General features: G+C 68.3%; 15 protein-coding genes and 1 pseudogene. 10 read left to right on the plus strand and 6 right to left on the minus strand.

The window, feature by feature from the left end:
* Positions 1-13: 13 nt before the first annotated feature.
* Positions 14-586, minus strand: coding sequence for a TetR/AcrR family transcriptional regulator (locus BLU38_RS19940; RefSeq protein WP_091527185.1), 573 nt, complete (start codon positions 584-586; stop codon positions 14-16).
* A gap of 83 nt (positions 587-669) precedes the next feature.
* Here BLU38_RS19940 and BLU38_RS19945 point away from each other — a divergent pair, with 83 nt between their 5' ends.
* Genes BLU38_RS19945 through BLU38_RS19955 form a run of 3 tightly spaced genes read left to right on the plus strand, consistent with a single transcriptional unit; the run spans position 670 to position 3,407 of the window.
* Entirely contained in the window at positions 670-1,551 is an 882-nt protein-coding gene (locus BLU38_RS19945; RefSeq protein WP_091527186.1) for an SDR family oxidoreductase, read from the plus strand.
* A gap of 54 nt (positions 1,552-1,605) precedes the next feature.
* Complete coding sequence (locus BLU38_RS19950) at positions 1,606-2,247, plus strand: TetR-like C-terminal domain-containing protein (protein WP_091527187.1); 642 nt, start codon at positions 1,606-1,608, stop codon at positions 2,245-2,247.
* 2 nt (positions 2,248-2,249) lie between these two features.
* On the plus strand, positions 2,250-3,407 hold the full coding sequence (locus BLU38_RS19955; protein WP_091527188.1) for a GDSL-type esterase/lipase family protein: 1,158 nt from the start codon (positions 2,250-2,252) through the stop codon (positions 3,405-3,407).
* Between the two features lie 69 nt (positions 3,408-3,476).
* Here the strand turns inward: BLU38_RS19955 and BLU38_RS19960 are convergent, their stop codons facing one another.
* Positions 3,477-4,487: a LacI family DNA-binding transcriptional regulator gene (locus tag BLU38_RS19960; protein WP_091527189.1), complete on the minus strand. Its 1,011-nt coding sequence runs from the start codon at positions 4,485-4,487 to the stop codon at positions 3,477-3,479.
* 93 nt (positions 4,488-4,580) lie between these two features.
* Between BLU38_RS19960 and BLU38_RS19965 the strand changes: the two genes are divergently transcribed.
* The 4 genes from BLU38_RS19965 to BLU38_RS19980 are packed head-to-tail and all read left to right on the plus strand — an operon-like array spanning position 4,581 to position 8,688.
* Positions 4,581-5,720: a 5-(carboxyamino)imidazole ribonucleotide synthase gene (locus tag BLU38_RS19965; RefSeq protein ID WP_091527190.1), complete on the plus strand. Its 1,140-nt coding sequence runs from the start codon at positions 4,581-4,583 to the stop codon at positions 5,718-5,720.
* Positions 5,717-6,235, plus strand: a complete 519-nt coding sequence (gene purE / locus BLU38_RS19970; RefSeq protein WP_091527191.1) for a 5-(carboxyamino)imidazole ribonucleotide mutase — start codon at positions 5,717-5,719, stop codon at positions 6,233-6,235. Before BLU38_RS19965 ends, purE begins: the two co-directional genes overlap by 4 nt.
* Positions 6,236-6,242: 7 nt before the next feature.
* Positions 6,243-7,010 carry an EI24 domain-containing protein gene (locus BLU38_RS19975; protein ID WP_091527192.1) on the plus strand — a complete coding sequence of 256 codons (768 nt, stop codon included), beginning with the start codon at positions 6,243-6,245 and terminating at the stop codon, positions 7,008-7,010.
* Positions 7,011-7,065: 55 nt separating this feature from the next.
* Positions 7,066-8,688 carry an HAD family acid phosphatase gene (locus BLU38_RS19980; RefSeq protein ID WP_197679788.1) on the plus strand — a complete coding sequence of 541 codons (1,623 nt, stop codon included), beginning with the start codon at positions 7,066-7,068 and terminating at the stop codon, positions 8,686-8,688.
* Here the strand turns inward: BLU38_RS19980 and BLU38_RS19985 are convergent, their stop codons facing one another.
* On the minus strand, positions 8,689-9,207 hold the full coding sequence (locus tag BLU38_RS19985) for a universal stress protein (RefSeq protein ID WP_091527194.1): 519 nt from the start codon (positions 9,205-9,207) through the stop codon (positions 8,689-8,691).
* A 264-nt stretch (positions 9,208-9,471) separates the two neighbouring features.
* On the opposite strand from BLU38_RS19985, the gene BLU38_RS19995 reads away from it, so the two are divergent.
* From BLU38_RS19995 to BLU38_RS31825, 3 genes and pseudogenes are all read left to right on the plus strand, one after another.
* On the plus strand, positions 9,472-10,224 hold the full coding sequence (locus tag BLU38_RS19995; RefSeq protein ID WP_091527196.1) for a sugar phosphate isomerase/epimerase family protein: 753 nt from the start codon (positions 9,472-9,474) through the stop codon (positions 10,222-10,224).
* A 2-nt stretch (positions 10,225-10,226) separates the two neighbouring features.
* Entirely contained in the window at positions 10,227-11,333 is a 1,107-nt protein-coding gene (locus BLU38_RS20000) for a Gfo/Idh/MocA family protein (protein ID WP_091527197.1), read from the plus strand.
* Between the two features lie 252 nt (positions 11,334-11,585).
* Positions 11,586-12,181: pseudogene (locus BLU38_RS31825) on the plus strand (DUF817 domain-containing protein); the annotation flags it as partial.
* A 120-nt stretch (positions 12,182-12,301) separates the two neighbouring features.
* Here BLU38_RS31825 and BLU38_RS20010 read toward each other — a convergent pair.
* From BLU38_RS20010 to BLU38_RS20020, 3 genes are read right to left on the minus strand one after another with little or no spacing between them, the layout of a single operon-like run.
* Positions 12,302-16,603, minus strand: a complete 4,302-nt coding sequence (locus BLU38_RS20010; protein ID WP_091527198.1) for an FtsK/SpoIIIE domain-containing protein — start codon at positions 16,601-16,603, stop codon at positions 12,302-12,304.
* Positions 16,604-16,658: 55 nt separating this feature from the next.
* Positions 16,659-17,948: an ABC transporter substrate-binding protein gene (locus BLU38_RS20015; protein WP_091527199.1), complete on the minus strand. Its 1,290-nt coding sequence runs from the start codon at positions 17,946-17,948 to the stop codon at positions 16,659-16,661.
* Positions 17,945-20,866 (minus strand): coiled-coil domain-containing protein, encoded by a 2,922-nt coding sequence (locus BLU38_RS20020; RefSeq protein ID WP_091527200.1) that lies wholly within the window; start codon positions 20,864-20,866, stop codon positions 17,945-17,947. The genes BLU38_RS20015 and BLU38_RS20020 overlap by 4 nt, the downstream gene beginning before the upstream one ends.
* Positions 20,867-21,057 lie beyond the last annotated feature (191 nt).

Consider the following 21,057-nt stretch of genomic DNA (forward strand, 5'->3'; position numbering starts at 1 on the left):
GCCGGGCCGACGGTCAGTCCAGGTTGTCGACCGAGGCACGCAGATCATCCAGCGCCGTCCGGGCCAGACTTCCGAGGTCCTCGGTGTTGTCGTCGGCGACCCAATTGGAGTACGCCTCCTTGAAGGCGAGCGCCCCGACCTCGGCGGCCAGGGTTGCGGTGAGCGGCGGTACATCGCGGGCCCGCAGGGCATCGGCCATCGCGGCCGCCATGCCGACCTGCTTCAGGGCGGCTCGTTCCTGGAGTTCGGCGCTGGTCGCGATCACCGCATGCAACCGGGGGCCGAGCTCGCGGTTGAAGTCGGTCATCGCGCCGGCCGCTCGGTCCAACCCTGCGGCGATGGCGGACAGCGGCGTCGCCTCCGGTGGTGCGGCTGCGATTCCCTCGGCGAACAGCCGGGACAGCACTTCCTGTCCGGCCGAGAGCACCTCCCGTTTGTCAGTGAAGTGACGGAAGAAGGTGCTCTTGGTCAGGCCGGCCTGCTCGGCGATCTCGGCCACCGTGGTGTTGTCGTAGCCCTGGTCGGTGAACAACTGGAGGGCGGCTGCGACCAGCCGCTCGCGAGCGTCGGGATCCCATCGAGGCATTCCCCCAGACTAGTTGATGGGACCATGGTCCCATCACCGTGTACAGTGATGGGACAAGAGTCTTATCACTGAGGAGTTTTCCCATGCGTGTGTTCGTCACCGGCGCCAGCGGAGGAATCGGATCGGCGGTCGTTCCCGAGCTCGTCGCCCACGGCCACGAGGTGCTCGGCCTTGCTCGATCCGACGCCTCGGCCAAGATCATCACCGAGCGCGGTGCAACGCCGCTGCGTGGCGACCTCGCCGACCCGGCGAGCCTGCGGGCCGGGGTCGCCGAGACCGACGGCGTCATCCACCTCGCCTTCGACAACGACTTCAGCAACGTCGAACGGTCGATCGCCGCGGAGACCGCGGCGATCGATACCTATGCCGCGGCCATGGAGGACACCGGCAAGGCCCTGGTCATCGCCTCCGGATCACCGGCGACCCCCGGGCGGGTCTCGACCGAGGACGATCGGATGCCTACCGACGGGCCGATGGGTGGTCGCGGCCGCAATGCCCGGACGGTCCTGGAGCTGGCGGCCAAGGGCGTGCGGTCGGCGACCGTCGGTCTGCCGCGTTCGGTACATCAGGCCGGGCAGCGCTACGGGTTCGCGTCGATGTTGATCGCCGCGGCCCGGCAGAGCGGGGTGTCCGGCTACGTCGGCGACGGCAGTCAGCGGTGGCCCGCCGTCCACTGTCTCGACGCCGCAACACTGTTCCGGTTGGTGCTGGAGAAGGCCGAGCCGGGCACGGTCGCCCATGCGGTCGCCGATGAGGGCGACAGCATGCTCTCCATCGCCACGGCGATCGGGCACGAGCTCGCGTTGCCTGTCGAGCCGGTGTCGACCGAGAGTTTCGGATTCCTGGGCAGCATCTTCGCCATGGATCAGCCGTCCTCCAGTGCGAAGACCCGGGAACTGTTCGGTTGGCAGCCGAAGCATCCGAGCCTGCTCGACGATCTCCGGGCCGGCGACTATCCCTCCTGACGGTTCATTGCCTACGATTTGGCTGCCAAAGCCTAATGGTCGTAGGCTATGCCTATGGCTCGTATGAATCTGACGTCGCGCGGGATCATCGCCGCGGCCGCGGACATCGCGGATCGGGACGGCTTCGACGGCGTCACCGTGTCCTCGATCGCCCGCGACCTCGGGGTCCAGCCGGCGAGTCTGTACGGCCACGTCAAGGATCGTGCTGCGGTGCTGGACGGCATCCATGAACTCGCGCTGGACGAACTCGCCGACCGGATCGCCGCGGCCGTCGCCGGCCGAGCCGGTCGGGATGCGCTGATCGGCCTGGCCGAGGCCCACCGCAGCTACGCCGCCGACTTCCCCGGGCGCTGGCATGCGCTGCAACTGCCGGCCACACCCGAGGTCGCGGGCTCACCGGCGGCGGCTCGAGTGGCGTCCCTGACACTGGCGATGCTTCGCGGATATCCCTTGCAGGGCAACGATCTGGTGCATGCCACCCGGATGCTGGCGGCAACGATCAACGGCTACATCACCCTGGAGCGGGCCGGCAGCTTCGGCCACCGGAGTCCGGGCAGCGACGAGTCGTGGCAGCACACGCTCAATGCTCTGGACGCCGTCCTGCGGCAGTGGTCGACGCGGCCGGACGACGAGCATGACCGCGGTACGGAGCATCACCGCGGTACGGAGCAGGGGCGAAACGGAGCAGGGGAGTGACCATGATCACGACGGGGAACACCACCGAGCTGATCCGCGGCGCGGCGGAGCTGGAAGAGACCGAGCGGGGCCTGCGGATCCATCGGCTCCCCGGTTGGGTCCGGCGGCAGTATCCGGACGGGCAGTTGCTGTCGATGGAGACCCAGACCTCCGGCGTCCGGCTGGAGATGGTCACCGAGGCCAAGACGATCGAGCTCACCCTGCATCCGTCCCGGATCGCCTTTCGCGGCGCGGACCGGCCACGCGGTGCGGTGGATGTGCTCGTCGACGGACAGCTCTTCTGCCGAGACACCCTGGACGGCGGCGACGTCGTCGAGGTCGACTTCGTGTCCGGAGACTCCAACTTCCTGCCGGGGCCGCCGCATCGGACCGCCGTCACCGGGCTGCCGACGGGCGAGCACCGGGTCGAGATCTGGTTGCCGCACAACGAGTCGGTGGAGGTGGTCGACCTGACCGCGGACCTGCCGCTGCGCGCCGCGCGGGCGCGAAGGCGGCTGTGGGTGCACCACGGCAGCTCGATCAGCCACGGCTCGAATGCGGCGGCACCGACCGAGATCTGGCCGGTCATCGCCGCACAGCGCGGTGGCGTCGAGTTGCGCAATCTCGGCTTCGGTGGCAGCGCGCAGGTCGACCCGTTCATGGCACGGGTGATCCGGGACACCGACGCCGATCTGATCAGCGTCAAGCTCGGCATCAACGTGGTCAACGCCGATGCGATGCGGCTGCGGGCGTTCGTACCGGCGGTGCACGGCTTCCTGGACACCATCAGGGACGGCCATCCGCAGACGCCGCTGCTGCTCATCTCGCCGATCTTCAGCGGGATCCACGAGCAGGTGCCCGGTCCGGGTGCGGTCGACGTGTCGACGCTGGGCACCGATCAGGTCCGCTTCATCGCCACCGGGCACCCCGAGGAGGTGCAACGCGGGGCGCTGACGCTGGAGGTGATCCGTCGCGAACTCGCCTCGTTGGTGGAACGTCGCGACGACGATCCGCAGCTGCACTATCTGGACGGCAGCAACCTGTACGGCGCCGCCGACGCCGACCAGCTGCCGCTGGTCGACGGGCTGCATCCCGGCCCGGCTGCCCACCGAGTGATCGGTGAGCGGTTCGCCGATCGGGTCTTCACCGTCGACGGGCCGTTCGGTCCGGCACGCTCCTGATCATGCCCGCTGTTTGATCATGCCCGGTGTTTGATCATGAGCGGCGGGTTGCCTCGTCGATGATCTTGCTCAGGTCGGCAGCAGCCCGACGAAGCGGCGGCCGCGGCGGTCCAGCCGGGTCGGCACCCGCAGCGTCCGGACCGGGCCATGATCACCGTCGATCCGGCGGAAGAGCTGTTCGGCGCCACGGCGACCGAGATCGCTGGGCGAGTAGACGATCAGGTCGACCTCGAACGGCAACAGATCGGCCAGCTCCAGATCGTCGAAACCGGCCAGATCGACCTCGACACCGAGCGTGGTGACTGCCTGGATGGCGCCCAGCGTCATCCGGTTGTTGTCGCTGAAGATCGCCGTCGGCGGGTCGTCGGCACGGAGCAGTGCGATCGTCGCCTCGCGGGCGGCGTCGGTGGAGTAGTTGTGCATCGAGATCAGCGACGGGTCCGGGGTCACCCCGCGCTGGGAGAGCAGCTTCTTGTAGGACTGCAGCCGCGTTGCACCGGTCATCGCCCGCGGAGAGCCGCCGATGTAGGCGATCCGCCGATGACCGGCATCGAGCATCCTGGTGAGAGCGGCCTTGACGCCGCTGTGGTTGTCCAGCAACACCCGGTCGTAGCGGCCGCCGGCCGGTGCCCGATCCAGATAGACCACCGGGACCGAGGAGATGCCGGTGGTCTCATCGATCGGGGACCGGTCGCTGGAGACGATCAACAAGCCGTCCACCTGCCGGCGGACGAACTCCCGGGCCAGCTCGCGTTCGGTGTCCTGATCGCGTTGCGTGCTGCCGATCAACAGCACGTGGTCGCGACTCTTGGCGACCTGGACCGCGCCGGCGGCGACTGCCGAGGTGAACGGGTTCTCCAGGTCGTCGATGATCAACCCGATCGTCGACGACGACTGGCCCGGGCGCAGCATCCGGGCCACCTCGTTGCGGTGGAATCCGGTCTCGGCGATCGCCTGCTCGACCCGCGCTCGGGTCTCCGGGCTGACGCTCGCACTCTTGTTGACCACCCGCGAGACGGTTCCGACGCCGACTCCGGCACGGGCAGCGACATCGCGCATCGTGGGATTCGACGCTGGCATGGCGACAGCTTAGGACAACGCCCTCCTCAGGCGACCGGGTTGATATGCCGCCGGATTCAGCTCGGCGTCGGGTGTCGCCTACGATCGTGGACCGTGACATACGTGGTGGGCATCATCGGCGGTGGGCAGTTGGCTCGGATGATGCATGCGGCATCGATCGGGCTCGGGATCGACATCAAGCTGCTGGCCGAGGGACCCGACGTGTCGGCGGCGCAGGTCGTCGCCGACGTCACTGTCGGCGACTACACCGACCCGCAGACCGTACGGGATTTTGCCACCGGCTGCGATGTGGTCACCTTTGATCATGAGCACGTCCCGACCGGGATCCTGATCGAACTCGAGGCGGCCGGTGTCGCCGTCCGCCCGGGCCCGGCCGCGCTGGTGCACGCCCAGGACAAGGCGGTGATGCGGGCCCGGCTGGCCGAGCTGGACATCCCGTGTCCGGCCAACCGGCCGGTCGGCTCGGTGCAGGAGCTGATCGGCTTCGGCGACGAGCACGGCTGGCCGGTGATCGCCAAGACCACCCGTGGCGGTTATGACGGCAAGGGTGTCTTCAAGATCGACTCCGCCGCCGCGGCCGGTGAACCGTTCGAAGGATTGCCGGCAGGGATCGGGATCCTGGCCGAGGAGTTCGTCGACTTCCGCCGCGAGCTCAGCGCCCTGGTGGTCCGCTCGCCGAGCGGCCAGGCGGTCGCGTACCCGATCAGTGAGACGGTGCAGACCGACGGCGTCTGCACCGAGACCACCACACCTGCTCCGGGACTGACCCGGGATCAGGCGGTCGACTGTCAGCAGTTGGCGTTGCGGATCGCCCACGAGCTCGAGGTGACCGGGCTGCTGGCGGTGGAGCTGATGCAGCGCCAGGACGGCAGCGTCGTGGTCAACGAGCTGGCGATGCGGCCGCACAACACCGGGCACTGGACCATCGACGGCGCGCACACCTCGCAGTTCGAGAATCACCTGCGGGCGGTGCTCGACCTGCCGCTCGGCGATCCGAGCGGCCGGGCGCCGTGGACGGTGATGGCCAACGTGCTCGGCGGCAGCGTCACCGATCTGACCGCGGCACTGCTGCACTGCTTCGCCCGTGACCCCAAGCTCCGGGTCCAGCTGTACGGCAAGGAGGTCAAGCCCGGCCGCAAGGTCGGCCACGTGACAACCTTCGGCGACGACCGCGAGACCGTGGCCAAGCGGGCCCGGCACGCCGCCGACTATCTGATGGGAGTCCAGCGATGAACCAGGCACCGGCACGGGTCGGGATCGTGATGGGGTCGGATTCGGACTGGCCCGTGATGGCCGAGGCCGGTGTCGCCCTGGAGGAGTTCGGGATCTGCTACGCCGCCGACGTGGTCTCGGCACACCGGATGCCGGAGGCGATGGTCGACTACGGACGCACCGCCCACACCCGCGGCCTCGAGGTGATCATCGCCGGCGCCGGGGGTGCGGCGCATCTGCCGGGGATGCTGGCCGCGCTCACCCCGCTGCCGGTGATCGGCGTCCCGGTGCCGCTGAAATACCTGGACGGGATGGACTCGCTGCTGTCGATCGTGCAGATGCCGGCCGGCGTGCCGGTCGCCACCGTATCGATCGGCAACGCCCGCAACGCGGGCCTGCTCGCGGCCCGGATCCTGGCGGCCGGCGATGCCTCGCTGACCCAGGCCATGATCGATTTCCAGGATCGGCTTCGGCAGGCGGCCGAGGCCAAGGGTGAGAAGGTCCGCTCGGCGTCGGCCTCCGGCTCGTCCGACTGATCCGACCATGATCACCGAGGCACTGAGCGGTGCGGCTCTGCTCGGTCGCGGGCTGGGCCTGGTGCTCGGCAAGCGTCGGATCATGCTGCTCGGCGGACTGCCGCCGCTGATCACCTCGATCATCTTCCTGGCGTTGTTGATCACTCTGATCGGCAACCTCGGCGACCTGCTGCCGGCGATCGCGGCGTTCGCCGCCGGATGGCCGGGCTGGCTGCACGTGACCATGGAGGTCGCGATCGGCATCGCCCTGGTCGGCGGTTCGATCCTGATCATGGTGCTGGTGTTCAGCGCGGTCACGTTGGCTGTCGGTTCGCCGGCCTACGACAAGATCGCCGAGTTGGTCGATCATGAGCTCGGCGACCCGCCGCAGGCGCCGCCGGAGGAGCGACTGCCGGCCGCCGTCGGACGGGCCATCCGTCAGACGCTGGCCCTGGTGGTGATCTCGCTGATCGGTGCGATCGCGTTCGCGCTGCTCGGTCTGGTGCCCCTGCTCGGCCAGGTGCTGGCGCCGGTGCTGTCAGCCCTGTTCGGCGCCTGGCTGCTCTGTATCGAGTTGCTCGGGCCGGCGTTCGAACGCCGCGGCCTGCTCCGACTGTCCGACCGACGGGTGGCGATGGCCCGCCGCCGATGGCACACCCTGGGGTTCGCCGTCCCGTGTTTCCTGCTGTTGGCGATCCCGTTCGTCTCGGTGCTGGTCTTCCCTGCCGCGACCGCCGGGGCGACCCTGCTGGCCCGCGACCTGCGCGCCGAAGAGGCCCTGCCCGACAACGGATAATTCTGCTAAGTTCCCGCGAATGATGACCAATCGGGGTTCGATCCTTCGTTCTCGCATGGCTGCGGCCGCAGGATTGCTTGTCGCCGGGCTGCTGCTGGTGCCCGTCTCCGCGACCGCCGCGCCGCAGCACGGACAGCCGGAGGAACAAGGAGTCGGGGCCCGGCTCGCGCCGCGCACCCATTTCGTGATGCGGGCCGACGGCTCCAGCGGGCTGCGCGCGGACGGGGAGGGGATCCCGAACATCGATTCGGTGAAGTCCACGATCCGCAGCTACTACGGCGACACCGGTGACGGGATCGCGAACAAGACGTCCTCGCCGTACATCACCGAACTGGACCGGTTGGTCGGCAGCCAGCAGCGCAAGCTCGCTCGCGAATACCGCCACGCCGTCCGGCACGGTGACCGACCGGCCCTGGTCTTCGACGCCGACGACACCACGTTGTGGACCTACGACATGGAAGCCGCGGCGATGGACTTCGTGTTCGATCCGGAGCTGCAGGACGAGTGGGTGCAGGCGCAGCGGTTCGCCGCGACTCCCGGAATGGTCGACCTGGTCAACTCCGCCGCGGCGATGGGCTATCAGATCTTCGGGCTGACCGGCCGCAACGATGATCAGAAGGCAGCGACCGTGGCCAACCTGCGCAAGGTCGGCTACACCGCCTTCACCGAGGACCGTTTCTACACCAAGTGGACCGGCGAGGGCGACAGCCAGCAGCCGGACTACATCAGCTGCGCCGAAGCCAAGTGCAGCACGGTGGAGTACAAGGCGTTGACCCGCCGGCACATCGAGGCGGCCGGCTACGACATCGTGGCCAACTTCGGTGATCAATGGTCCGACCTGCAGGGTGGCTATGCCGATCGCACGGTCAAGCTGCCCAACCCCACCTACTACCTGCCGTCACCGAATCTGCCGGGCGTGCACCAGCCCTGGCTGGCGCCGCGGACCCACTTCACGATGCGGCCGGACGGTTCCAGCGGCAACCGGCCGGACGGGGAAGGAATCCCGAACATCGATTCGGTGAAGTCCACGATCCGCAGCTACTACGGCGACACCGGCAACGGCATCTCCGACAAGGAGAATTCTGCCTACATCACCGAGCTGACCAAGATCATCGATCAGCGCGGTCACCCGGTGATCAACAGCTGCCGGCGGGAGGCTCGGCACGGCGGTAACCCCGCGATCGTGCTGGACGCCGACGACACCACGCTGTGGACCTACGACATGGAGGCCGGTGCGATGGACTTCGTCTACGACCCGGCTCTGCAGGACGAATGGGTGCAGGCCGAGAAGTTCCCGGCGACCCCGGCGATGACCTCCTTCGTCGACGCCGCCGACGCGGCCGGCTGCACCATCGTCGGACTGACCGGCCGCAATGACGACCAGAAGTCGGCGACGATCGGCAACCTGACCAGTGTCGGGTACGAGGGCTTCACGGCGTCGAACTACTACACCAAGTGGACCGGAGAGGGCGACAGCCAACAGCCCGACTACATCAGTTGCGCCGAGGCCAAGTGCAGCACCATCGAATACAAGTCGCAGACCCGGGCCCACGTCGAGGATCCGGCCGGCGGTGACTACGACATCGTGGCCAACTTCGGCGACCAGTACTCCGATCTGATCGGCGGTCACGCCGACCGCAGCATCAAGCTGCCGAACCCCACCTACTACCTGCCCTGATCAATCGCCTTCATCCCAGGGCAATTCTCCGGCCTCGCTCGGTGTCAACGGGATCACCACCACCGGACGGGGCTGGCGGTGGGTCAGATGGGCTGCGACCGAGCCGCTGAAGAACTCGGCCAGGCTGGCCCGAAAACCGGGCCGGCGGGTGCCGACCATGATCATGTAGGCCTGCTCGGTCTCGGCGAGCTCGGCGAGCGCGATCGCCGGTTCGCCCATCGGCCGGCGGAATTCGACCGGCACCTGTTTGTTGTCGCAGATCTCCTGCAGCTGGTCGTGCAACTCGTCGGGGAAGGGCGTCGGTTCGTCGACGATGTCGGGGTCCAGCGGCATCGACATCAGGGTGCCGTCGGCGCCCTCGAACATGCTCAGCTGGCCGGTGTCGACGAAGGCGCAGACCAGCCGGCCGCCGATCTTGCAGGCCAGCTTGGCTGCGTGTCTGATCACGATGTCGGGCTGCCCCGGTGTCACGCCGACGACGATGGTCGGTTTGCCCGGCTGCGCTGCTGGGTCGTTCATGGGTGCCTCCCTGATCTGTGACGCGTCGGTCTGGGCCGATCACGGGATCCGATCACACTCATTCGATCACATGATCATGTCACAGCGGGGGTCGTGCCGGGTGGATCGCGCACCGTGGCGTGTGGCCGCCCGGATCCGGCCCCCGAGAAGCGCAAGTGACCAACCCGTGGTCACCAACTGAACCGGTTAGGTAATGTGAGGCCGGGCACCGCTGCCGGGTGCCCGTGCACGTTTGCCGCACCCAATGCAGTCTGAGGAGATTTGATGCCGACACTAGGCACCGACAAGCTGTCGGTCCAGCTCTACACCGTTCGCGAGGCGCTCACCGAGGATGTCGACGGCACCCTGGCCAGGATCGCCGAGATCGGCTACAAACTGGTCGAACCGTTCGGTTTCCAGAAGTTCTTCGACGGCCTGTCCGCCGGTCTGTCCACGTACGGGTTGAGCGCACCGACCACCCACAGCAGCCTGGTCGATGCCGACGTCGACGACGTGCTCGCCGCCGCCAAGGAGCTCGGCATCAGCACCGTGATCGATCCGCACACCGATCCGGCCCGCTGGCAGAGTGCCGACGACATCGTCGCGATTGCGAAGTCGCTGAACGCCGCCGCCGAGAAGGCCGCAGCCCTCGGCCTGACCGTCGGCTACCACAACCACGCCTTCGAACTGGAGTCGGTCATCGACGGCAAGCACGGGCTGGAGATCCTGGCCGACAACCTCGCCCCCGAGGTGATCCTCGAGGTCGACACCTACTGGGCAGCAGGCGGCGGCGCCGACGTGCCGGCGCTGCTCGGCAAGCTCGGCGACCGCGTCCAGGCGCTGCACATCAAGGACGGCGACGGCTCCAAGGATGTCAAGAAGCAGGTCGCCGTCGGCGACGGATCACTGCCGGTGTGGGACTTCATCAACGCCGCCCCGAACATGAAGTACGGCGTCGTCGAGCTCGACGACAGCGCCGGTGACCGGTTCGTCGCCGTTGCCGACAGCTTCGGCTACCTGACCGGAAAGGCGGCCTGATCATGGCAGCGAAGTCCGGACCCATCGGCGTCGGCATCATCGGCGCCGGCACGATCTCCCAGACCTACTTGGAGAATCTGACCTCCTTCCCCGACGTCGAGGTGCTGGCGATCGGTGACATCATCACCGAGGCGGCCGACGCCAAGGCCTCCGAGTTCGGCATCGAGGCCCATGGCGGGCCGGAGGCCGTGCTCGGCCACGACGGTGTCGAGATGGTGGTCAATCTGACCATTCCCGCGGTGCACGCCGAGGTGGCGTTGCAGGCCATCGAGGCCGGCAAGCACGTCTTCAACGAGAAGCCGCTGTCGCTGGATCGCGTTGCTGCCAAGGGATTGCTGGATGCCGCCGACAAGGCCGGCCTGCGGGTCGGCTGTGCCCCGGACACCTTCCTCGGCACCGGCCTGCAGGAGACCCGCAAGATCATCGAGCGGGGTGACATCGGCGAACCGCTGACCGCGTTGACGCTGATGCAGAGCCCGGGGCCGGAGTCCTGGCATCCCAATCCGGCCTTCCTCTTCCAGGAAGGCGCGGGACCGCTGTTCGACATCGGCCCGTACTACTTCACCGCACTGGTGCAGCTGTTCGGCGCCGTCGAGCAGGTCGCCGCGGTCGGGTCGAAGTCCCGGGAGCAGCGGATCATCGGATCGGGTCCGAAGGCGGGGGAGAAGTTCGACGTCACGGTGCCGACCCACGTCAGCGCCAGCGCCCGGTTCGCCTCCGGCCAGTCGTCGCAGACGATCCTGTCCTTCGACTCGGCGGCTCGCCGGATCCTGTTCGAGGTGAACGGCTCGGAGGGCACCATCGCGGTGCCGGATCCGAACACGTTCGCCGGCGAGATCAAGATCATCGGACGGACCGACGAGGACTGGAAGACCGTCGCCACCACCGAGGAGACCTCCTCGCGGGGCACCGGCGCACTGGACATGGCACGGGCGATCCGGGAGGACCGGCCGCACCGCGCGACCGGCGCTCAGGCCTACCACGTGCTGGACATCATGGAGTCGGTGGCCGAGGCCGCGACCTCCGGTGACAACGTCAAGCTGGACAGCACCTTCGACCGTCCGGAGCTGCTGCCGGACGACTGGGACGCCAAGGCGAAGACCCTCTGACAGTCCGCTGAGAGTCTGTCTCAGGCACGACGTACGGGTCTGGTCCCGGCTTACAGTGAGCCGGTGACCAGGCCCGTACGGCATTTGCGCGCCGCGCAGCCGAACCGTGTGCTGACCTCGGTCGAGCAGCGGATCGAGGCGGTCGCCCGGACCCTGATCGCGCGCACGGCGGATCGTGGACCGGCCCGGTTCGCCGTACGCTTCGGGGTCTTCGTCGCCAAGCAGGCTTGGGCCTGCGTCTTCGGTGCCGCGATGCTCGCGCTGCTGCTGGTCGCCAGGCTCGGCTATCCGGAGCCGGCGCTGCTGACCCGCAACGATGCGATCACATCGTAGCGGTCGCCATCCAGGCCTGCATGATCATCTTCAAGCTGGAGACCTGGCGTGAGCTGCGGGTGGTGATGATCTTCCACGTTGTCGGCACCGGGATGGAGCTGTTCAAGACCGCGGTCGGGTCCTGGAGCTACCCCGACGGCGGCTATCTGCATCTGGCCGGGGTCCCGTTGTACAGCGGCTTCATGTACGCCGCGGTCGGCTCCTACATGGTCCGGGTGTATCGGCTCTTCGAGCTGCGCTTCACCCGCTATCCGCCGCTGTGGCTGTCGGCTCTGGTCGCGACGGCCTGCTACGGCAACTTCTTCAGCCACCACTACATCGTCGACCTGCGGTGGATCCTGATCGCCGCCGTGCTGATCATCTTCGGGCCGACGACGATGCACTTCCGGGTGTTCGACCGGCAGTTGCGGATGCCGCTGGTGCTGGCCTTCGGGCTGGTCGCGCTGTTCATCTGGTTCGCCGAGAACATCGCCACCTGGGCCGGCGCCTGGTCCTATCCCGATCAGGTCGCCGGTTGGCATCCGGTGTCGCCGGCCAAGCTGGCCGCCTGGTTCCTGCTGATGATCATCTCGGTGGTGTTGGTGACCTGGGTCTATCCGCCGCTGCCGCCGGAGTCAGGCAGCCAGTCTCCGGAGTCACGTAGCGGGGGTGGGGCTGCTGGTCTGCACCAGGGCGACCGATCCGGCGACGCCGGCATAGCCACGGCCCGGGGTCATGGCGACCGGGGCGCGCCGGGGCAGGTTGACGCCGATCAGCTCTCCGTCGAAGTCGACGTTGGGTTGCAGCACCACGCCGCACCGGGACTTCTGGACGGTCTTGGTCCAGTGCCCGTACATGCTGCGCAGGTCGTCGGAGCGGCCGGCGGCGATGACGAAGAACCCGGACAGCCCGGCGGCGAGCAGGTTGGCGATCGCCTCGTCGGTGTCCTCGAACCGTTCGGCGTCGTCGATCAGCAGCACCAGTCTCCCGGTGTGGATCCGGGCGGCGGCGAGCACGGCAGGCACGTCGTCGGCGCCGACACCGACCCGGTCCAGCAGCGGGGAACTGCCCAGCGGTGACCGCCGGTCGCAGATGCCCCAGATCTGGATCGACGGATCGGCGGTCCGGATCGACTCGGCGATCGACAGCAGCAGCGTGGACTTCCCGGACCGGGCCGGCCCGGCGATCATCGCGTGCTCACCCTCGTACAGCTCCAGCAGCTGCGGTTCCAGATCCACCTCGCGGATGCCGACCGGCAGCAGCCACGGCTCGCCGTCGACGTGGGCCTTCGCTCCGAGTTCGGCGACGGTGATGTTGTCCGGCAACTGACCCACGGCGTCGGGTTTGCGGTGGGCGCCGCGCCACTTCTGCTGCACCGCGGCAACCGCCTCGGCCAGGCCGAGGTCCGGCGTGGCGACGTGGGTCTGCAGCTTGGTCTCCGCCAGCACACAGCGACCGGCGACGGCGTGCGGCGCATCCTGCGGCTTGAGGCCTGCGGTGGCGTAGTCGTACTGGTCGGCCAACCGGAACAGCCACTTCTGGGTGGTCACCTCGTCGATCGCCGGCGGCACCATCCGGGCCCGGGAGGTGGAGGCCGCGAAAGACATCCCGACATCGGGGCCGTCGGCGTAGGCGCGGAACAGGCCCTCCAGCAGGGTCATGCCCTCGAAGTCCTGGAACTCCTCACGCAGGGCCGCCAGTCCGTCGACCAGCACCAGCACGCGACGGTTGCCGTTCGGATCGGCCTTGCGTCGGTCCACCTCGGCACGGGCGTACCGCAGGAACCTGACCTGCTGTTCGCGGGCGCCGCTGCCGGACTTCACGTAACCGGTGGTGTGCGGCAGGTCGGCCAGCGGGGCCAGATCACCCGAGCCCATGTCCAGGATGACGATGTCCAGGTCGTCCGGCGACATCGCCGAGGCCAGGGTGAGCGCGACGGTCGAGAGCCCGGTGCTGGTGCCGCTTCCCGGAATCCCCATCATCAGCAGGTTTCCGCGGTCCATGTCCCAGCCGGCCGGGATCTGACGCTGATGATCGGGGTCGTCGGAGATCGCGAAACTGACGTGCATCCGGTCGGTGACGCCGCCGACGACCGGCAACTCGGCGACCGGTTCGAGATCTTGGTCCGACGACTCGTCCTGCTCCGGCCGGCTCTCGAAGCCGGCCAGTCGGACCCGTTCGCCGAGCGGTTCGGGCCAGACCGGTCGAGGCGGCGCCAGACCGGCATCGGCGTTGGCGGCGACGACCGCGTCGATCAGCCGGTCCAGGTCGGTCTCGTCGCTGGTGATCTGTTGCTGCGGTGTCGCGGACTTCTCGATCCGGCCGAACGAGACCGGGTGGACCTCCAGCCGGGTGGTGGTCTGCTGCTCCGAAACGCCGGTCACCAGCGCGGTCTGCACCGGTGTGATGTCGTCCTGGCCGAGCTTGACGTAGGCCCGGCCCTGTTGCTGCCGGCTGATCGCCGACGCGTCCGGGACACCGATCACGTTCATCGAGTCGTCCCGACTCTGCACCCGCAGCGCGACCCGCATGTTGGTGTTGGCCAGGATGTCGTCATTGACCACACCGGCCGGCCGCTGGGTGGCCAGGATCATGTGCACGCCGAGGGTACGGCCGACCGCGCCGACGCTGACCAGCGAGGACAGCACGTCGGGATATTCCTTGGCCAGCATGGCGAACTCGTCGACCACCAGCAGTAGCCGCGGCATCGGCTCGGCCGGGTTGGTCGCCAGGTATTCGTCGAGATTGTCCACACCCTCGCCGGCGGCGGCGAACGCCCGCTGCCGATACTCCATCTCGGCCTCGAGCGCGCGCAGTGCCCGGTTGGCGAGCTGTTCGTCCAGGTTGCTGACGGTGCCGATCGTGTGAGGCAGCCGCTCACAAGTGGCGAACGCGGCACCGCCCTTGAAGTCGATCAGGATGAACGTCAGCTTGGTCGGATCATTGCGCATCGCCAGCCCGGTGACCAGCGACCGCAGGAACTCACTCTTGCCCGAGCCGGTGGTGCCGCCGACCAGGCCGTGCGGGCCGTCCCGGACCAGGTCGAGGGCGAAGCCACCGGACTCGCCGATGCCGATCGGGGTGGACACCCCGCGGGACTCCCGCCAGCTGCGGCGGACCGCCTCCACCGACAGGTCCTCCAGATCCAGCAGCGGCGGCAACCGGACCAACGACGGCAGCGCGGCGCCGGGGACGACCAGCTCCGGATCATCGAACCGGGCCAGATCCATCGCGCCGCGATAGGCGGTCTCGATGCTGATGCCGGCCAGCACCACATCATCGACCGTTGTCAGGTCGCCCGGCCGGGTGACGGTCGCCGAGGCATCGTCGCCGACCGTGACGACCACGGTGCAGGCTGCCGGAAGCTGGTCCTCGGAGGAGGCGACGACGATGCCGGAGACCTTGTGCAGCGGCTTCTGCCGGTCGCGGTCCTGCTCACCACGGCCGTGGCCGAGCAGCGTACGGGCCGGTGCGTTGCGGCCTTCGGTGAGCACATCGGAATCCAGCACCAGCAACACGGCGGGCGTCGGATGGCCGTCGATCGAGTCCCGCAGCGAGCGCAACATCTCCTCGCTGCGGCCCCGGTTGTCCGACAGCCACCGGTCGCCCGAACTGCCGCCGTGCCGGCGCATCTGCGGCAGCCAGGACGACCAGCCCCAATCCTCGTCCCGGCCGGCATCGCAGAAGACGCCGATCGTCAGATCGGCCGGTCCGCAGTGGATCGACGCCTGGCTGAGCAGGCTTCGGGCCAGCGACAGGGCACCGGCCCGGTTGCCGACGATCCCGACCACCCCGGCGTCGGACAGGTCGATCTCGACGGCGGAGGCCGGGCGTCGGCTGGCCTGCATGGTTTTGCGGACCTTGTCCTCCAGCTTGCGGCCGGAGCGGTTCTCCACCGGTGGCACCCAGGGGACGTCGCCGACGCCGCCGTGCAGCACCAGGAAATCCTTGGCCGCCGGCCGGCATTGCCACATCGTGGTGGTCGGCAACGCAGCCCGGCGGAGCACGGTCGCGGGGTCGGGCCGCTCGATGTAGCTGCGCCGGCTGGCGTCGGCGGCGGCGGCCTGCAGTTCGTCGCGGAAGGTGTCGATCGCCTTGCCGAAGCGCTCGTCCTCTTCCTTCAGGTTCTTGGCCCGCCGATGCTTCTGCTCCAGCCAGCTGCCGATACCCATGATCGGGCTCAGGATGGCGAACATCGCATACTGCGGGCTGCCCATGATCGCCACCATCGCCCCGGCCAGGATCAGCGGCGCGATCACGGTGATGATGCTGAACCGGGTGGCGCTGGCGATCTCCTTGCGCTCCGGCGGCTCGACCGAGTCCGGGTCCGCTGGACGTCCGGGGCGGGGCGGACGGTTGAAGGGCGCGGTGCCGGCCGGGGTGAGATTGTGCAGTGACCCCGGCTCGGGGGCCCGGTCCTCGCCGAGGTCCTTGCGCAACAGGACGACGACACCACCGGCGATGATCACGGCGAGATCGTCGACCAGCACGCCGTCCTCGCCGACCTTGGTGCCGTTCACCAGAGTGCCGTTGGTCGAGCCGGCGTCCCGGACCCGCGCGCCGTCACCCTCGCGGCTGATCGAGACGTGGTTCCAGGAGGTGCTGACCGAGTCGACGGTGAGGTCGGCCTGCGGGGAACGGCCGATCACCAATGGGCGTTCGGCCGGCAACGCGACCACCCGGCCGGCATCCAGACCGCCGGCCAGGGTCGCCGACCAGCCACCGATCGGCCGGGCGCGCACGGTCGCGGTCTGGGCGAGGACGCTGCCCTCCAGGAGGACGGCGGAGGAGATCGGGGTGTCGACCGGGTGCGGGTCGTCGTCGACATACAGCACCGCGTCGTCCGGCGGCACCTCGCCGCTGGACTCGATGATCAGATCGGCCAGTGTCGCCGAGGGGGCGAAGCGGTCCAGCTCGACCTCGTGCCGGGCACCGTTGATGTCGATCAGCAGCCGCATCGCGTTGTCCTTCCCGGCTCGGTGGTGGGCTGGTGTCCCGGTCTCGCTGGCGCGTTCACTTGCCGGTCGGTGCGGCGAACCAGATCAACCGAGGGGTCCCGGCGTCGCTCTGCGGCCGAACACCCAGGTCCTGATCAGACGAACGTAGTACGCCGACGGCTCCCGGATCGAGCGCAGAATCGGTACCGAAGTCCAGGGTAGGGCCGGCCAGGCCCGAATCGTGATCCAGTTTCAGGCCGGACATCGCGGCCGACACCTTCGCCGGGTCGGCGCTCCGGGCGGCCGCGGCTGCCCGCACGATCGCGACGACGGCGTCATGGCTCGGCGCATCGGCAGCTGCGGCGACCTCGGCGAAGGTCTGGTCACCCATCAGGCTCTTCTGCTGGTCGTCGGCGGCCATCAGCCGGACGGCGCTGAGGAACGCCGACATCGACTGACCGGCCGGGTCGGAGCGGAGGGCCGCGGAGTCACCCCAGTCCGGACCGATCGTGGTCAGGCTGGTCGACAGGCTGCCACCGGCCTCGGCCAGGGCGGTGCCGAAGGAGGGGCTGGTGGCCTGTGGTGTGACGTAGACCGGGACCCCGATGCCGCCACCCTGGAGGGCGCGGACGACGGTCGCCTGGGTGTTCGCCGGGCCGGAGACGATCACCGCGTCGTTGGGGTTCTTGCCGCCGATCAGCCCCTGCACATGCTTGACCAGAGTGGCGGTGTCACCGCCGGAGGCGAAGTCCAGCGAGCCCTCGGCGCGGACGCCCTCGGGAACACCGCCGCCGGCATCGATCACCAGCGGTCGCTTCAGTTTGGCGGCCTGCAACGAGGCCGCCATCGCCTTGCCGATGGTCGCCGTCGACGGCCCGGTCGCCCAGGCGTTGTCACCAAGCAGCGCGGTGTCCGGCTCGTACGGGAAGAGCAGCGGCAGGTGCGCCTTCTTCGCCGCCGCGCCGGCACCCTTCAGGTGTGCCCCCGAACTGGCGACCACGATGCCGCTGACGTGCTGCTTGGCCAGTTGCCGGACCGCCTGGCCCGCGCCGTCGGTGGTGCCCTTGTCGTCGGCGGCGACCAGCTTGACGTCGATGCCGCCCATCGACAACCGCTGGGCGGCGACCTTGGAACCCTCGGCGGCGTTCTTCCACTCCGCACCTTCGCCGGGCGCGGCCGACAGCGTCAGCAACACCCCGATCGTCAGCTGCCGCGGTGCTTCGGGCACCGAGACCGCCACCGGGGCAGCGGCTGCCGGCTGGGTCGGCGGCGGCTTCGGCCGCAGCTGCCACCAGGCGACGCCGGCGCCGGCGCCCAGCACCACGACGACCGCGACGATGAGCGCGATCAGGCGGCCTTTGGTCACTGTTTGCCGCCGATCCGGAAGGTGTAGACGGTCTGGCTCTCGGCGCCGTCGGGCACGTTCAGGTGGAAGGCGGGAAGCTCGGCGCCAGCCTGCAATGCCGCCTGCAGCTGGGCCTGCCGGAGCAGGATGCCGTTGACGTCCTCACCGCGGACGCCGGCATAGGAGGTGGTGGTCTCCGAGGCGAGCGCCAGCTGGTAGTCGGCGGTGCCGACCTTGGCCGAGCTGGTGGTCATCGCACCGAGCAGGCCGGAGCCCTTGACCTTGCGGGTGCCCAGGTCGAGCAGCACCTTCTTCAGGCTTTCGGTCAGCTGGGCCGACGCGCCGTTCATGTCCCGCGACGACGCCGAGACGCCCTTGGCCATCTGCTTCAGCGACGCGTCGACCCGCTTCTTCGCTGCGCCGCTGGTGCGTTTCTCCGACTCGGCCAGCTCGCGGCGCTGCTTGTCGATGGTGCGGGTGCCGTTCTTGGTGATCTTGTCGGCGGCATTGGACAGGCCGGCAGCGGACTCGTCGAACATCTCACCGACCGCCTTGCTGTCCACCTCGGCCTGGGTGGTGACCTTGCGGATCTGCGGGTCGATGGCATCGGAGACCTGATCGTTGGCCTGGTCGGCGGCATCCTCGAACGCATCCGGGATACCGGTGGCCAGCCGTTGCTGCCACTTCTGCAGAGCGGTCAGGTCGGTGCCGAGCGCTGCGTTGTGGTCGTGCAGCGCCTTCATGCTGTCTTCCAGTGCGCCGAACCGATCCTGGTAGCCGTCCCGGCCGGTCACCACAGCAGCCTCGACCGATTTCACCCGGGAACGGGCCAGGTTGAGCTGGTTGCGGATGTCGGAGATCTCCTTGCCGGTGCCGCTGTCGGTGTTCTTGACGTCGGTGCGGTCGGCGATGTCGTCCCAGGTCTCGGCCTCGGCGGTCCACTTCGCGGCCTCTTTGTCCCAGTCGTCCGCGACGTCGGTCCACATTGCTACCTGGTGGTCCTCGAGAGCGTCGAGCTTGTCGCTGATGGAATCGTCGGACAGATTGGCGCCCTCATTGCCGTCCTCATCAGGGCACGCTTGTCCGACGAGGTCCGAGCGCAATACCCGCGACTGATGCGGGTTCAAACCCTTGTCGAGAATTTGCTTCTCGCCGTACTCACAGACGTTGTCCGCCACCCTCTCGTTCTGGTCGGAAAGTGCCTTCACGTCCTCATGAATCTGGGTGATCTCGACGTGTGCGTCATCGCTTCGATCTTCGGCGAGACCAGCATTCGTGCGCGCGGTCTCGGCTGCCTCTTTGGCGTCGTTGTGGATCAACGTGACCTGATCGACGAGTTGATCAACTTGACCGTCGACCACATCCAGCTGGTCCTGGGTCTTGGCCAACCGGCTGTCCATGTCCTCGTGCGGATCGAACTTCTTCAGGGTCTGGACAGCTTTGTCGGCGGCGTCGATCTGCTTGGTCATGCCGGCGTACTGGGTCTTGGTGTCGGTGATCACCTTCGGCTGCAGCGAATCGACCAGGTTCTCACCCTTGGCGACCAGGTCGTCCATGATCGCGCCGAACTTCTGCTCGGTGTAGAACAGCGAGCAGGTGGTGGACGGCTTGTCCTCGCAGGCCTCGGCCGACGGCTTCTCCGGGCCGACCGAACGGGCCAGCGCCTGCTGGGCGTTCTTCTTGCACTGGTCGGTGGCGGTGGCGTAGCCGTCCAGTTGCGCGGTGACCTGCATCAGGTTGCCGTACACGCTGGACGCCTCGTCCGGACTCTGCACCACGGTCTTGCAGCCCTGGCCGTCCAACTTGGGCGCCGGCGGACCGCCGGAGGTGTCGCCGAGCATCTTGTCCATGGTGCTGACCGTGTCGCTCAGCTCGGACAGGATGGCCGACTGACTCTCGTCGAGGTTGGAGGAGATGTCGGAGTCCAGACTCTTCAACTCCTTGTCCAGATCCTTCATCGATCGGGTGACGCCCTTGGTGCTGTTCTTCAACTCCTCGACCGATCGCTTGCCGAGGGTCTCGGAGGTGGAGTCGAGGTTCTTCCGGACGCTGGAGATGTTGTTGCTGGCCCGGGTCAGGACCTGGTTGACGTCGGTGATCACCTTGATCGTCCGCTGTTCCAGCGCCAGCTGGGAGCTCGGATTGGAGTTGAACGCCGACTCCAGCACGCCGCTGACCGACGGATCGGTGACCAGGCCCGGCTGCACCGAAAGATCGAAGGCCGGCACCTGGAAGTCCTTGGCGTCGGTCACCAACCGCAGCGTTGCGTTGGTCCCCATCTGCGGCGAGGCCAGCAGGGCGGCCCACTGGACGACCGAGCCGCCGTCCTCCGACTGGCTCAGCACCCCGTTGGTCGCGTTGTCGTCGCCGGAGGCGGAGGCGGTGATCACGTCGGTCGGTGTCGTCTTGGGCAGCGACGTCGAGGCGACAACGGTCAGCGGAGAGCCGACCAGCGCCGGTTGGCTGCGCGAGGTCCCGGCGACGTCGTAGGTCAGGTTCTGCGGGCGCATCGTCAGGTTCTGCACCGTCAGATCGATCTCGACCCGACCGCTGTAACCGGCGAGATCGGCCAGATCGGTGCCGGTCCGATCCGCGGTCCGGTAGGCAGTCGTGACACGGACCGGCAGGTCGTCGGCGACATCGCGCGGAGAGTAGGTGGTGGACTGGGTGGTGGCGTCGGAGGCGTTCTCCCGGACCGACACGGCAGTGCCGTCGATGGCGGTCGTGGTGCCGTCCGGCGTCATCTGCACATCGACCGACTGCAGGACGCGGTTGGGTGGTGTGTTCGGGGTCTTGTCGCCCGGGGAACAGCCGACCAGGACCAGCAGGGCGACCATGATCGCCGCCGTGCCGGCCTGCAATGATCGGGCAGGCCCGATCCTGGCCAGGACCGACCGGCGTCCGCTGTCCTGTCGGCTCTGGGTGAACCTGAAGATCATCCGTCCCTCTCCGCCTGCTGCGTCAGGCGTGTTCGTCCGGCCCACCAGGATGACCTGAAGACCGCCGAAATGGTAACTCACGGGTGTGTCACGGCCACCGCTGTGAGCCCCACCACAAATGCAGCTCTTCGATTCCGGGCACGCGTGGGAGTGGTCACTTCAGTGTCACTTTCCGGTGCTCGGCATGGCCC

Origin of the sequence: Microlunatus soli, assembly GCF_900105385.1 — a bacterium.
Taxonomy (GTDB): domain Bacteria; phylum Actinomycetota; class Actinomycetes; order Propionibacteriales; family Propionibacteriaceae; genus Microlunatus; species Microlunatus soli.